This window comes from Pseudoalteromonas sp. NZS71 (assembly GCF_015864715.1).
Classification (GTDB): domain Bacteria; phylum Pseudomonadota; class Gammaproteobacteria; order Enterobacterales; family Alteromonadaceae; genus Pseudoalteromonas; species Pseudoalteromonas arctica.
Window position 1 is genome coordinate 92019 of record NZ_JADYWS010000010.1, and the last position, 13609, is coordinate 105627.

Consider the following 13609-nt stretch of genomic DNA (forward strand, 5'->3'; position numbering starts at 1 on the left):
GTTACTAATTCAGGGGCTGATTAGGATTCGACGGAATTCAAGAAGCCCAAGGTGCATGTCGAGGTGCGGTTTGCCTCGTTAAACAGCCGCAACCTAAAGTAATCGCAAACGACGATAACTACTCTCTAGCAGCTTAGGCTGGCTAGCGCTCCTTCCATGTATTCTTGTGGACTGGATTTTGGAGTGTCACCCTAACACCTGATCGCGACGGAAACCCTGGCCGGGGTTGAAGCGCTAAAACTAAGCGGCCTCGCCTTTATTTACCGTGTTTGTCCGGGACTTAAAGGTTAATTAAATGACAATACTAAACATGTAGTACCGACGGTCGAGGCTTTTCGGACGGGGGTTCAAATCCCCCCAGCTCCACCAATAAAGGTTTTTGAACTCGTTATTCGAAAACCATAAGAAACCCGCAACTTGAGCAATCACGTTGCGGGTTTTTTTATGCTTATAATTTAATTATTAATGATCGTTTAACGTTTGTAGCAACTAAGCTTTAGCTGTTATTTCAGCGTTTTACAGTGCAGTAAATAAAGCGATATTAATTTACCAAAGAGGCAATGTAGGCATGTTTTACGGCGTACTTTTGTAAGCCATTTTATGGTGAACGGAGGTAATATTTTAGTGTTACAACAAATACTAGGTCATGCAAAGATTGAGTAAACCATGGTTTAAGCGCACTTTGCACCGAGTCATTTGGAAGTTGCTATTAGGTTTGGGCCTCAACTCTGAGCTATAAAATTAGGATACTGCTTGTCTTAAAACTATAATTGTACACAGACTAACCTGAATAAAGTTTGTAACCAGCATAGACAGAACCAGCTTCAAAGCAATAAATTGATATTCTGTAACATATACAGCAACACTTCCGAAAAAAGTTATAAATAAAGACAAAAGGCTAACTGTATATAAAATAATGAAAAACTTACTGTAACGTTGTGACCATTCCCTGTTACTTTTTTTATCCTTTACACCTAATAGTATTGCTGCCATAGCAGCAAGGAAGCCCATCATAGTAAAGCTAAAAGCACCAGATACGGTGGCTAATGTTTCTACTTCAGTTATTTTAAGGCTAATGCCGGTAAACTCGTAAATAAACCAAATAATAGGACATAGAAATATTGTGAATACAGCTGCTTTCTCTAAAAACTTTACTGAATTACCATGATATTGGGTAACGGAACGCTGTATAGGTGCCATGATTTACCCCCTTTAATAATGATTTAAAAAGAAAAAATGCTTATTTAACTAATTCAACATCGTGTAATTTGATAAAATTTTTAGTCAATCTAGCTACATGTTTATTTTCTTCAAATTTAGCTGCAATTTGTTGATCTAAGGTGATGTTTACTCGGTGACCAATATTTTCCGATAAAGACTTGGACGCATCCAGTGCTAGTTCAGTCAAAGCACCTTTGAGTAAATCATCTTTACCCCTAGCCGTAAGCTCTGTGATATCGTTATCGTCTAATAAGTTTTTTAAACAGCCCTTTAATGTTGTTTTAGGTGCTCTTTCTATAATAACTCTAAAGCTGCCTACCTCCTCTGCAGAGTTGTCATCTAGCTTTAACATGTTACATATAGTATCAAATTTAGATGAATCCTTGTTTAAGGTAAAACCTGCATCTACAACCATTTCTAAATTTTTAAGTTTTGTCTTATTTACAACTTCACTCATTTCAACAAGCTGAAAATTTTCAAGGGCTTCTGCGTTGTCTAGGCTTTCCATCATACAATTAACAAACGTTTCTAAACAACCATATCTTGGAGAGCCAAGGGTTGAGAGGATAGATACGCATGGACTAGATTTATCGATGTATATATAAGTTAATGAGCCTAATAATTCATCTTCCTCCAGTCTTTCATGTAACTCGCATACATTAAAGCTCTTCTTATTTATATACCTTTGCGAACTGTTCGAATTAATGCTTACTAAATAAAATAAACCATCTGCTTCTTCTGAACTAATTAAATAATATGGTTGTTCAGCGATTTCAATAGGTTTAATCGGACCTTTGTTTGATTTGCTTGTGTATTCATTAAAAAGGTTAAGTAGTGATGGAGCTATATTTTTACCGTCTTGGTTAAATAAGTAATTAAAGTACCTAATTTTCATTTACAATCCTTTTGGATTAGCATCAAAGTATTTTAAACTATGCTAATTTATTATGTCGATATAATGCCCAAACTCAAAAGATTACACAAGACTTTAGGAGGGGCCATAAGAAACTAAGTTTTTTATTTTAAAGTAAGTCATTGTTTTTATTGGTTGCCTATAAAAATCGAGGCTTTTAGGAGGGAATTCAAATATCTAAGCCCACCAATAAAGGTTTTTGAACTCGTTATTCGAAAACCATAAAAAACCCGAAAATTTGTTAATCCAAATTTGCGGGTTTTTTTATGGAATTTATAAAATAAAGTTTAAGTATTTATAATTGCGCGTAACTTCATTTTTATCGAAATTATAAAAATACTGAATAACGACAACATACTTATTAACAACGTTAGATTAAGTATTGGGTTGCTGCTTTGCTCATCCGCATTGGCTGGGGAGGTGTTGGTAGCTTGTGTGTTTTGCTGTTGCCTAATATAGCTTTGGCTGATCCAATCTACCGCGTTTATCCATTGTACTTTGGCGGGGTCAGTGTTGTTTAGCATCCCTATTGCGTGCTTATCGTTATCTAAGCTTTTTGAAAGTTGTATCAGTTGCTGCCAAAATTCATTTTTAGGGCCTAGGTCGTCTATTTCTTGTAGGTGCTGTTGTAATTTATCACTCCCCATCGTTTTTATATCAGTTTGTCCTGTACTTTGCGCGTAGCTATTTATTAGCGATGAAAAGCGACTAAAGTACTCATTACTTTTTTGCTGTGTAGGGTTAGCTGTTCGCTCGTTTGTTACTTTTTGTGTTGGTTGATTTAGGCTATTTTGATCAATCAAATATTGTTTATAGTTTTGGTAACTTAAGTTGTTTGTAGTTGTGTTATTTGTAGTTCCATTATTTAGAGTGCCAAAGTTGTTTTTAAGTGCATTAACACTGATCACTACGCCTACTAAGGTAATAATACAAAGTGCGCAATAGCAAAAGTACAATGCGCTTTTTAAAGTGTTACGCAGTAGTTTATATTTATTATAACTTTGCTTAATAGCTGCCGCTGTATTTGGGGCTTCGTCTGTATCTAGGCGTTCATTTTGTATTGAGATACTTTTGTCGTTAGTACTTTCACTAATGTGTTTATCTGTATTTTTACTGTGCTCAGTGAGTGCTATTTGATTATTTTGAGATTGAGAGATTACAGTAATGAGTTGAGGTTCTACTTTAGTAATCAAACCTAGCTTTTTAAGTGAGGATTCTGTTTTAACAGCATCAATACTCGATAAGTCTTTTTTTAAAGCGTAAGCTTTTCCATCAAATAACTGAACAACAATATTATGAGGAATATTAAGAAGTTGGCTGAGTTGTTCTTGGGCAGAGGTAAGGTCAGTATCTTGATATAACTGACCATTAAAAACAATTTTAAATGTAGCGCTCACGTTAGTACCTTGCTTGTGTAATTCCATTTTTGGAATTTTATTTTTATTATTTGATACACAAAACTAACTTAACAGATAAAGGGTATGCTTTCTAATGATTTGCGATTAAAAAAGCCTTAACAAACAGCGTTAAGGCTTTGGCGTGTAGCTGTTACTTTATCGTTTAGCGAGTGATTTTACAGATTGCTTTTGATCACTTGCTGGTTGGGTTGCTTTGTCTATTAATGTTTCAAGTGGTTTATTTCGAACGCACATAAGCACATTGTTCATTGCTTGGCATGTGCCTGTCGCTTTTTTATCATGGCTTGTGTAGCTGCAATCTTCATTAATGGCTTTTGCTTCCCAAGGCGCGTTTGAACCATGACCTGAATGGCTTAGCGCTGAGCATGAGGCAGCAAGTAAAAAGCCAGTGGTTAGTGCTTTTATCACGTTAAATATTTTCATTAGTATCTCAGTTAATTATTTGGCCAGAATGCGAGTTATCTTGCGGTAGCACCTTTAAAACAACCAATAAACATGTTTTCAGATACATCGGCTGCATGGTAGTGGTATCCGCGTGTATCGTCGGTGTGGCCTCTACATTCGTCTAAATCAGTGGGTTCTAATCCATCTTCGTTAAGCATGCCAAATATACCAAATCCATCGAGTGCATAACCCATCATGGCGGCATGACCGTCTGATTGAATTTGTGTTTGGCTACAACCTGCTTCACCGTGGTAGTGATAGCCTGCTACTAAGTTAATATGGCCAGCGCAATCATCAAAGGCTGCAATAGTGTATGCGCCTAAAATAGCCTCAACAGGCGCGGGTGCAGCAAGTACAACACCATTGAGAGCAACACCTACATTGGCGTTACCAATACTGCTATTTTGAGTGGTTGCAACAGGTGTTATTGGAATTAAAAATGATTCTGATATACCGCCATCAACATAATCAATAGAGCATTCTACGCAGTGGTTTTGGTATTGTTCTTCTACGTTTGGACGTGCAGCGCCATCACACGATTCTTGTGTGTCGGTTACATTTACAAGGCCTGTACCTTCGTCGTATAGCTGCCAATGACTATCGTTATATAATGTAGGTAGATTTAAAATAAAGTCTCCGGTTATATCGTAAACCTCACCGGTGCCATCAAACCAAATACCGGCTTCGTCTGCTGTTGAGGTGATATTTTGAGGGCAAAATACACCAATCTCGTAATTTGAAGGCGCACCGGCAATATCAATTTTGTAGCATGAGGCTTCATCGCCATTACTTAGCGTACATGTTTGAGTGGTAATTGATGAAATGAGCGCATCGCTTTCAAAGTTAAAAGGGTCAACTTCTACAACAAAATCGGTTGAAGTATCTGTTGTAGTTCCCTCATCGGTGGTTGTTTCAGTTACAACTGTACTTTCAGCATCGCTACCGTTACAGGCAGCTAAACCCAGTGCGAGTATACACACTGCAAGCGGTGTCAAAATTGGTGTGTTAAATCTTCTCATCAAAAATATCCGGTAATGAAGTTGAATGTATAATATTTGTTAAATGTGCAAACAAAGTGCAAAAACAACGCAACATAGTACATAGCACGAGATAGAAGCTGATAAAGTTGCTATAAATGCGTTTAGTACCTTTTTTACTATTTAAATACTGCGACTTAAAAGTACTTAAATAGGCAGTGGAGTTTTATGGATTTTTTATTTCCTGACAGCATGTCTTTATTTTTGTTTTTATTGTTAATGATCACCGCTGGCTTTACTTCTTTTATATCTGCTGCATTTGGTGCTGGTGGCGGATTAATGCTGCTTGTTGTTATGGCGTCGTTTATGCCAATGGCAGTTGTTGTGCCTGTGCATGGTTTAGTACAGCTTGGCTCTAATGCAAATAGGTTTTTACTCAGTTTTAAGCATATTGATAAAAGCATGTTTGTATATTTTGCGTTAGGCGGCTTAGTAGGGGCGGGGTTATCAAGTTTTGTTATTGATGATATATCGCTTGATGCTATGAAGTTAGTGGTCGCTATTTTTGTTATTTATTTACTGTGGGGTAAAACGCCACCTATAAAATTAACCTCTAAGGTGTGGCGTATGGTCGCCGGTGGAATAACTACTTTTATTTCTATGTTTGTGGGGGCAAGTGGTCCATTAGTTGGTAGCTGTTTATATATAAATAATTACGAAAAGTTAAAATTTACGGCAACGTTTTCGAGCGTTATGAGTGTGCAGCATTTATTAAAAGCGATAATTTATGGCGCTGTTGGCTTTAGTTTTTGGCAATGGATACCGCTTGTAATTGCCATGGTAATAAGTGGCGCTGTAGGAACTTGGTTCGGAATTAAATTACTTAAAAGGATGTCTGGGGATAAATTTAAGCATATTTTTAGGATAGTTTTAACGTTATTAACGCTACAACTTGGTTGGCAAGGTATAAAAATATTACTCCACTAATTTGCTTAGTGGAGTAAATTTAATTTTATTAAACATAAATTATTTAAGAGGATTAAATAATTCATTGCGCCAAAAAGTTACTGATATAGAGCGACTATACTGTAATTTTTTGCCTTATCGATGAATTACATATTCTTTGTAATAATTGTTCATACGTTTAATTAAATTGGTATTAAAGCTTATTTAACAGCGGCTTTAATTGGCTTGTCGCCATCAAACAACTTAAAAATGCGGTTACTAATAAATGAGTTGGTCGCAATATGTAATAATGCATTGGCTACGTTTTCGCGGCTAATTTTAGCTTCTGAACGATCACTTGGTTGTTGCGTAGTTACTTGCATTGAAGCACTATCGTCAGTCAATGTACCAGGGCGAACAATGGTATAATTTAAACCACTATTTATTAGGTGCTCGTCAGCCATGTGCTTAGCAACTAAGTAAGGTTTTAAATCACCTTGAATCGAATCTGGATCGTCAGCACCAATCGAACTGACCATAATAAAGTGGTTAACGCCGTGCTCTTTAGCGAATGTAGCTGCTTTTGCTGCAGCCCATAAATCAATGAGTACAGTTTTATCATCGCCTGTACTTCCACCAGAACCAGCAGCAAAAATCACTTGGTCACAGCCTTTCATTGCATCACCAAAATCGCCTTCAAGATCTTGCTCAACAATAGTTAAAAAAGAGCTGTTTAAATCGCTTAACTTATTTTTGTCACGCACTAATGCCACAACATTTTGCTCATTTTCTAAAAGTAGCTCAGTTGTCATTTTACCTATTTGTCCGCTTGCGCCAATAATTAGGGTCTTACTCATAATTAACTCCTTCCAATAAATAGTAAAAGTAATGTGCTTACAAACAGACCTTGGGGTAGGGGATTATTTTTAAAGGGTAAAAAAGAGTTTAAATGAGCTAATTTCAAAAAATACTTTAATTAAAATTCAATACTTAACTGAGTATTAAAATCAGCTGCTTTTGGTGTGTTTTTTTAGACCTTTTTATTCAACCATTATACTCACTTCGGTCACATAACTACGACGGTATAGACTAATACGAACTTTATGTTCTTGGTAATTATAAAACAAAGTGCGATATGTACTATTGCCATTTATTTTTAAAGGTTCACCTAATTTTTGCTGATAAAAGCGAGTGATATCAGAAATTGAATCGGTTAAATAACCAGTACGTACCATTGGGTATTCGCTTGCTACATCCATCGTTGTAACAAACTCTTCAGGAAGTGGGATTTCAGTGACGTTTTGGCTGAGTACGTTAAACGATAGAGTGCATAGCAATATTATTAAAAATGCTAAAGTTTTCATTAGAGTCCTTTGAGTAATAAATTCCTTTTATTGGTACTTATTTTACCTCAATAAGCACCAATGTCATTTAAATTTTATTACGAATTAAGTCTCGCACTATAAACCGAGCAGGGTGAATAGCTTGGCTTACACGTTCGCTTAATGGGCGGGGCTCGTTATTTAAACAACTTACGAGGTGGTCTGCACTTAGCGGTGCGCTACACAATGCGCGTGCACCAAAACCGGTAAAAATATGTAGGCCTTGTTGTGGTTTATTAAGTTTCTCATATTGGTAGCGTTTACCTAAACGTAGATTAGCAAAAGCCATTATGTAATCACTTTGCTCGCACCATTGCCCTGCCATTGGTAGGTGATCTATAAATGTGCAGCGAACAGCCGCTTTTGCCGAGTTTATATTGCCAAGGGTGGAGGCAAATTCACTTTGCTGGTAAAAGCTAAGTAGTTGCTCTTGGTTTAATTGGTTGTCGAGCGCTGTAACTTGGCGGCTTTTAGTGTTTTTTTCAAATGTGGCACCCATACAGTGATGATCTAAATAAGCCGGGGTAAAATACCCTTTATGGCATAGCACTGTTTTAAGTTTGCGTGATTGCTCACTTGCCTCAATATGTGAAACCTGACCGCGTACGCCTACTATAGGTAGCGCTTTTGTTTGCTCAAATGCATCGCTGTGCTCACCTGCACAAATAATTACATCGCTAAAAGGGCCTAGCTGCTCATCATTCGTTAATAAAAACCAACCGCTATCAGTTTTTTTAAGCTGCTTTATATTGCAGTTAAATAGGCTTTTAAATGGGCTTATGCTATTTGCAGCGCTTAGCATAGCGTTTACTAATTGCGGCGGGTTAACCCAGCCGCCTTGTTCAAAAAATACGCCTGAATAACCTGTTGTTACGCCGGCTATTTCATCGCCTTGCTCTGCGGTTACGTTGTGCATTAGCTGGGTTGGCCACAGTTGCTTTTGTGCTAAGTTTTCGTGCTTATCAGCGAGAGGTTTTTTTACTGCGTGTTGTAATACGCCGCACCAATCGTAATCAAAGCTAAAGCCGTTTTTGAGTAACTGGTTATACAAACGTTTTGCGTATAAAAAGCTATGTGCAAACAATTCGCTGTGCGGCGAGTTTTTAGCTTGTAGGTGAGGGTAAATAGCGCCTTGCACATTGTGCGATGCCCCCATTGCAGGCTTTTCATCTTGGCAGAATAATTGGCTGGTTATGCCTCGTTTAGCCAAGCTGTATAAAATACAGCTACTGGCAATACCACCGCCAATGACCGCTACATTTTTTAAAGTACTGCTATCTTGATTAAAATAAGCGGGGGTTGATTGAGCGTTATTAACATGTTTAAGTTGACCAGTAAGCATATCTTCTTTTTGATTAAAATTTTTGGCTTTTTTAGTACTAAAGCCAGCCTCTATTAATCCTCGTTGAACAAAGTCAGCGGCAGTAAAAGTCGATAAGGTTGCATGAGCTCTTGTTATATCAGCCATGGAGTTAAATAAACTTTGCTGCCACATATCAGGATTTTTACTTGGCTCAGGCCCATTTAAATACCAAGCATCAACAATTCCTGTTTGCGGGTAGCTCATTGCTTGTATTGATTCAAGCGCATCACCAAAGTATAAATCGAGAACAACACTGCCATTATTAAATTCGAGCCGGTGGCATCCTTCTAAATTAATTGGGTAGTTTACTGTTAATTGCTCACTAAAATAACTTAAGGTAGGCCAAGCGGTTAATGCTTGTTTTAAGTCTGTTAATGTTAAGGGGGACTTTTCAAACGAAATATAGTGAAGGCGTTTTACGCTTTTTTCACATTCATTTTGAACTTGCATCCGCTCAAGGTGGTCTTTAAAGCGTTGCCACGTATTTAAAAAGTTTAAACCGGTGCCAAAACCGGTTTCGGCAATAACAAAATGTGATTGGTCATGATTTTGTAATCGTACATCTATATTATTTTGCTCATAGTACACATAATGCGATTGAGCTAAGCCATCGTCATTAGAAAAATAAATATCACCGGAGTCATTAGTCAAAGGTGTACCTAAATTATTAATGTGACTATGTGCGTTCTTAATCATAATTTTTTAAATTTATAGATATATTTTTAATTATTTTACGGGTTTTCTTTGTAATAGTCTGGCGTTATTTATAAGCTAGCAGTTCAGAGTACAAGTGTACGCTAGAAAGCTGACCACTTAGGTGATTAAATTCGCGTAAAATAGAATGCAATTAAGTATTAAGCTAAGGGAATTACCCATGAGAAGAGCTGTAATTACAGGTATCGGTGTTGTATCAAGCATTGGTAACAACAAAGAAGAAGTATTAGAATCGTTAAAAACGGGCAAAAGCGGTATCGCTTTTAACCAAGAATTTGCCGATTATAAGTTACGTAGTAACGTATCGGGTAAAATTGATATTGACGTTAAAGCACATGTTGACCGCAAAGCAATGCGCTTTATGGGTGATGCTGCTGCATATTCTTATATTTCGATGACTCAAGCAATTGAAGACTCAGGTTTGTCTGACGACCAAGTATCAAATGAGCGCACGGGTATTATTGTTGGCTCTGGCGGTGGTTCGTCTAAATGGCAGGTAGAAGCTGCTGATATTTTACGTGAAAAAGGCGTAAAACGTGTAGGGCCTTATATGGTTCCACGTACTATGGCGAGCACTACATCTGCTTGTTTAGCAACACCCTTTAAAATTAAAGGTGTTAACTACTCAATTAGCTCTGCATGTGCAACATCTGCGCATTGTATTGGTAATGCAGTAGAACAAATTCAATTAGGTAAGCAAGATGTTGTATTTGCTGGTGGCGGTGAAGAACTACACTGGACATTGGCAATGGAATTTGACGCTATGGGCGCACTTTCTACTAAGTACAACGAAACACCAGAAAAAGCGTCTCGTACATACGATGCAAATCGCGATGGTTTTGTTATATCTGGCGGCGGCGGTATTGTTGTAGTTGAAGAACTTGAACATGCACTTGCACGTGGCGCGCATATTTACGCTGAAATTGTTGGTTACGGTGCAACATCAGATGGCTACGACATGGTTGCTCCATCTGGCGAAGGTGCAGCACGTTGTATGCGCCAAGCTATGCAAGATGTAGACAGTATTGATTACCTAAATACGCACGGCACATCTACACCTGTAGGCGACGTTAAAGAGCTTGGTGCGATTCAAGAAGTGTTTGGTGGTAAGTCACCAATGATCAGCGCAACTAAAGCAATGACGGGTCATGCCCTCGGTGCTGCAGGTGTTCACGAAGCTATTTTCTCATTATTGATGCTAGAGCACAGCTTTGTAGCGCCTTCAATTAATATTGATGAGCTAGATGAGCAAGCGGCAGGTTTAGATATTATTACTGAGCGTCGTGACGTTGAGTTAAATACTGTAATGTCTAATAGCTTTGGCTTTGGTGGCACAAACGCGACTTTAGTTATGAGTAAGTACAAAGGTTAATTTGAGCTTATAAGCCCTAAATATGTAAACACATATCTGGGCTAAATAGCTTAAAACAAAAAAGGAAAGCCGAGGCTTTCCTTTTTTATTATCGAAAGTTAAATTAACCTTCGTTATGTTCTTTACGCGCTTGCTCAATTTCGTCAGCAATATCTTGCGCTTTCTGCTTAGTTTTTTCAGTTAACTCGCCAGCAGCTTCTTTGCTTTTAATCCATGCATCAACCGCAATCTCTTTGCCGTCGTCGTACATGTCTAAGCCCATTGTTTTACTTTGCTCTAATAGCTCGTTTAAAGACTCATCATTTTTAAGATCGTTAGTTGTCTCTTTAACGTCGTTCCATGCATCACCAAGCTTTTCTTGCATTTGTGCGCTTTTATCTTTTGCATCTTCTTTTACTTCGTTGGCATCTTCACAACCAGTTAATGTAATTAAAGTGCCTAATAAAGCTAAACCTGCTAATTTATTCATGTGCTATCTCCTTTAGAGACTGATAATTAATTCGAGGCAGACTATACAACAATGAAAATGAACGCCCCCGTAACAAAACGATTAAATTTTAAATTAATGAATGAGCACGATTGGCCTCAATTATTTGAACTCGACCAAGACCCCGCCGTAATGCAGTATTTAACGCGAGGTGTACCTACCTCTTTAGAGCAAATAAAAAATGAGGGAGTGCCTCGTATGCTCGCATATAGAAATGAGCTAAAAGGCTGGGGGCTGTGGAGTATCACTCTAAAGCAAACCAATACATTTATTGGCTGGGTATTAATAAGACCTATGAATTTCTTTAGTGATGCACCAAATTACAGCGATATTGAAATAGGTTGGCGCTTTAAACAAGCGAGTTGGGGGCATGGTTATGCAACCGAGGCGGCTTTAGCATTATGTGATGAACTCATTAAGCAAGATGACGTTAAGGCGATGAGCTCAACTGCACTAAAAGATAATACGGCCTCTATAACAATAATGAAAAAGTTAGGCCTGCAATTTATAAAAAATTATACACATACAGATGAGCAAGGCGACTTACCCGCGGTACTTTATTCAAAAAACGTTTGAAGATGATTAAATATCAACAGCATAAAGATTGACCTGTCCTTAAGTGACGTGCATTAATATGGGCAACAAAAATAATAAATTAAGGATGTTGTATGGGATTGTTTTTTTCACCACGTAAATTAATCGTCAAAAGTGTACTGGTTTTACAGTTCACTACTTTTAGTGTTTTGGCGCAGCCTTTAGCGCAAAGCGCGGTCGCAATGCCAGACTCGTTCAGTGCCGATGCTGCTAAAAGTATATTAGAGCAAGGCGGTAATGCTGTTGATGCAGCTATTACGGCACAATTTGTACTTGCAGTGACGCTTCCTGAAGCTGGAAATATTGGCGGCGGGGGATTTATGCTTATTCAAAAAGATGGCAAAGGCGATTTTATAGATTATCGCGAGACAGCACCAACGGCGGCTCATCGTGATATGTATTTAGATGAGCAAGGTAATGTTATTGCAAACAAATCAATATATGGCATTCACGCAAGCGGTGTACCTGGCAGTGTAGCGGGTATGTGGCTTGCCCATCAAAAGCATGGCACTTTAAAGTGGGAAACACTAGTACAGCCTGCTGTAACGTTGGCTGAGCAAGGGTTTATAGTTCCGCCTAAGTTAGCAAAAGGTGTGAGCAATTATATAGCCCATCTAAAAGAGCAAAAAATAAATGTAAACTTTGAAAAATATTTTGCTGATGTAAAAGCCAATAAAGTCTTTAAGCAACCAGAGCTAGCGGCAACGCTAAAGCGTATTCGTGATAACGGTCAAGATGGATTTTATAAAGGCGAGACTGCAAATATTATTGCTAAATTTATGCACCAGCATGGTGGTATTATTAATCAAGATGATTTAAAAAATTATACCGCTAAATCACGTACACCCATTAAAGCAAGTTGGAATGGTTATGAAGTACTTACTTCGCCACCGCCAAGTTCAGGTGGTATTGCTATTTTACAGTGGCTAAAAATGTATGAGTTACAAAAACCAGATACAGGCTTAGCGCATAACTCGACTCAGTATGTGCACTTACTTTCTGAAATAGGTAAACGTGTATTTGCAGATAGAGCAGAGTATTTAGGCGATCCTGATTTTTTTGATGTTCCAGTAAACGCGTTAACTAATATTAACTACCTCAAAGAGCGCAGTAATGGCATTTTGTTAACCGCTATCTCGACTACCGAAAATATTAAACCGGGCCTTAAAGAAAGTGAGCAAACTACGCACTTTTCAATCGTTGATAAAATGGGTAACGCTGTAGCAAATACCACCACAATAAACCTAGGGTTTGGTAGTGGTGTAGTTGTTGAAGGTGCGGGATTTATTTTAAATGATGAAATGGACGACTTTAGCGCCAAACCAGGCGTTATGAATGTGTTTGGTGCAATAGGCGGTAAAGCTAATGAAATACAGCCACACAAGCGTATGTTGAGTTCGATGACACCTACAATACTACTTAAAGACAACACCGTTAAAATGGTGACAGGCTCGCCTGGTGGCACAACCATTATTAGCTCTGTGTACGAATCTATCTTAAATGCAGTAGAGTTTGATATGAGTGCAGAGCAGGTTGTAAATAGCCCTCGTTTTCATCATCAATTGTGGCCTAAAAATATAATTAGAACGCACATTGGTTTAACCGATAGCGTAAAAGCAGAGCTTACAAAAATGGGTTACACCATAGACGAGAGACACTTTGGTGACTTACACGTTATTATTAATAAAAATGGGCAATTAGATGCCGCTTCTGAAGCATCAGGGCGCGGTAAATCAATTGTTTTTTAAATAAAAAAACACCGTGCTAAAAAGCGCGGTG

General features: G+C 37.9%; 13 protein-coding genes, 1 other RNA gene and 1 pseudogene. 6 read left to right on the forward strand and 9 right to left on the reverse strand.

All coding sequences use genetic code 11. From position 1 onward, the window contains the following. Positions 1–12 precede the first annotated feature (12 nt). Positions 13–369: a transfer-messenger RNA gene (gene ssrA, locus I6E85_RS08620) on the forward strand. Positions 370–543: 174 nt separating this feature from the next. Next, positions 544–675 (forward strand): annotated as a pseudogene (locus I6E85_RS20975) (tyrosine-type recombinase/integrase); the annotation flags it as partial. A 66-nt stretch (positions 676–741) separates the two neighbouring features. Here I6E85_RS20975 and I6E85_RS08625 read toward each other — a convergent pair. The 5 genes from I6E85_RS08625 to I6E85_RS08645 form a co-directional block, all read right to left on the reverse strand. Next, the gene (locus tag I6E85_RS08625; RefSeq protein ID WP_197236843.1) at positions 742–1200 is read right to left on the reverse strand and encodes a hypothetical protein; all 459 of its coding nucleotides are present in this window, start codon (positions 1198–1200) and stop codon (positions 742–744) included. Positions 1201–1240: 40 nt separating this feature from the next. Next, a complete protein-coding gene (locus I6E85_RS08630) occupies positions 1241–2116 on the reverse strand; it encodes a hypothetical protein (RefSeq protein WP_197236844.1) in 876 nt (291 codons plus the stop codon). 305 nt (positions 2117–2421) lie between these two features. Next, positions 2422–3531 (reverse strand): hypothetical protein, encoded by a 1110-nt coding sequence (locus I6E85_RS08635; RefSeq protein ID WP_308807817.1) that lies wholly within the window; start codon positions 3529–3531, stop codon positions 2422–2424. A 156-nt stretch (positions 3532–3687) separates the two neighbouring features. Next, positions 3688–3975: a hypothetical protein gene (locus I6E85_RS08640; RefSeq protein ID WP_197236846.1), complete on the reverse strand. Its 288-nt coding sequence runs from the start codon at positions 3973–3975 to the stop codon at positions 3688–3690. A 35-nt stretch (positions 3976–4010) separates the two neighbouring features. Further along, on the reverse strand, positions 4011–5015 hold the full coding sequence (locus tag I6E85_RS08645) for a YHYH protein (protein ID WP_024591658.1): 1005 nt from the start codon (positions 5013–5015) through the stop codon (positions 4011–4013). A 186-nt stretch (positions 5016–5201) separates the two neighbouring features. Here I6E85_RS08645 and I6E85_RS08650 point away from each other — a divergent pair, with 186 nt between their 5' ends. Further along, positions 5202–5960 carry a sulfite exporter TauE/SafE family protein gene (locus I6E85_RS08650; RefSeq protein WP_169059928.1) on the forward strand — a complete coding sequence of 253 codons (759 nt, stop codon included), beginning with the start codon at positions 5202–5204 and terminating at the stop codon, positions 5958–5960. 179 nt (positions 5961–6139) lie between these two features. Here I6E85_RS08650 and I6E85_RS08655 read toward each other — a convergent pair whose 3' ends face one another. The 3 genes from I6E85_RS08655 to mnmC all read right to left on the reverse strand — a co-directional run bounded on the left by I6E85_RS08655 (position 6140) and on the right by mnmC (position 9359). Beyond that, positions 6140–6775 carry an NAD(P)-binding oxidoreductase gene (locus I6E85_RS08655; RefSeq protein ID WP_101164070.1) on the reverse strand — a complete coding sequence of 212 codons (636 nt, stop codon included), beginning with the start codon at positions 6773–6775 and terminating at the stop codon, positions 6140–6142. Positions 6776–6958: 183 nt separating this feature from the next. Then, on the reverse strand, positions 6959–7282 hold the full coding sequence (locus tag I6E85_RS08660; protein ID WP_197236847.1) for a hypothetical protein: 324 nt from the start codon (positions 7280–7282) through the stop codon (positions 6959–6961). A 67-nt stretch (positions 7283–7349) separates the two neighbouring features. Continuing rightward, positions 7350–9359 carry a bifunctional tRNA (5-methylaminomethyl-2-thiouridine)(34)-methyltransferase MnmD/FAD-dependent 5-carboxymethylaminomethyl-2-thiouridine(34) oxidoreductase MnmC gene (gene mnmC, locus I6E85_RS08665; protein ID WP_197236848.1) on the reverse strand — a complete coding sequence of 670 codons (2010 nt, stop codon included), beginning with the start codon at positions 9357–9359 and terminating at the stop codon, positions 7350–7352. Between the two features lie 178 nt (positions 9360–9537). On the opposite strand from mnmC, the gene fabB reads away from it, so the two are divergent. Beyond that, complete coding sequence (fabB, locus tag I6E85_RS08670; protein ID WP_007582000.1) at positions 9538–10749, forward strand: beta-ketoacyl-ACP synthase I; 1212 nt, start codon at positions 9538–9540, stop codon at positions 10747–10749. Between the two features lie 103 nt (positions 10750–10852). On the opposite strand, the gene I6E85_RS08675 is transcribed toward fabB, so the two are convergent. Then, the gene (locus I6E85_RS08675; RefSeq protein WP_024591652.1) at positions 10853–11218 is read right to left on the reverse strand and encodes a hypothetical protein; all 366 of its coding nucleotides are present in this window, start codon (positions 11216–11218) and stop codon (positions 10853–10855) included. A 51-nt stretch (positions 11219–11269) separates the two neighbouring features. Here I6E85_RS08675 and I6E85_RS08680 point away from each other — a divergent pair, with 51 nt between their 5' ends. After that, complete coding sequence (locus I6E85_RS08680; RefSeq protein WP_024608915.1) at positions 11270–11812, forward strand: GNAT family N-acetyltransferase; 543 nt, start codon at positions 11270–11272, stop codon at positions 11810–11812. 92 nt (positions 11813–11904) lie between these two features. After that, a complete protein-coding gene (gene ggt, locus I6E85_RS08685; RefSeq protein ID WP_197236849.1) occupies positions 11905–13578 on the forward strand; it encodes a gamma-glutamyltransferase in 1674 nt (557 codons plus the stop codon). Positions 13579–13609: the final 31 nt, after the last annotated feature.

Coding starts and splice junctions, on each gene's coding strand:
- I6E85_RS08645 (WP_024591658.1), bottom strand. CDS start 5,015: ATGAGAAGATTTAACACACCAATTTTGACACCGCTTGCAGTGTGTATA.
- ggt (WP_197236849.1), top strand. CDS start 11,905: ATGGGATTGTTTTTTTCACCACGTAAATTAATCGTCAAAAGTGTACTG.
- I6E85_RS08650 (WP_169059928.1), top strand. CDS start 5,202: ATGGATTTTTTATTTCCTGACAGCATGTCTTTATTTTTGTTTTTATTG.
- I6E85_RS08625 (WP_197236843.1), bottom strand. CDS start 1,200: ATGGCACCTATACAGCGTTCCGTTACCCAATATCATGGTAATTCAGTA.
- I6E85_RS08675 (WP_024591652.1), bottom strand. CDS start 11,218: ATGAATAAATTAGCAGGTTTAGCTTTATTAGGCACTTTAATTACATTA.
- I6E85_RS08680 (WP_024608915.1), top strand. CDS start 11,270: ATGAAAATGAACGCCCCCGTAACAAAACGATTAAATTTTAAATTAATG.
- I6E85_RS08660 (WP_197236847.1), bottom strand. CDS start 7,282: ATGAAAACTTTAGCATTTTTAATAATATTGCTATGCACTCTATCGTTT.
- I6E85_RS08640 (WP_197236846.1), bottom strand. CDS start 3,975: ATGAAAATATTTAACGTGATAAAAGCACTAACCACTGGCTTTTTACTT.
- I6E85_RS08655 (WP_101164070.1), bottom strand. CDS start 6,775: ATGAGTAAGACCCTAATTATTGGCGCAAGCGGACAAATAGGTAAAATG.
- I6E85_RS08630 (WP_197236844.1), bottom strand. CDS start 2,116: ATGAAAATTAGGTACTTTAATTACTTATTTAACCAAGACGGTAAAAAT.
- mnmC (WP_197236848.1), bottom strand. CDS start 9,359: ATGATTAAGAACGCACATAGTCACATTAATAATTTAGGTACACCTTTG.
- fabB (WP_007582000.1), top strand. CDS start 9,538: ATGAGAAGAGCTGTAATTACAGGTATCGGTGTTGTATCAAGCATTGGT.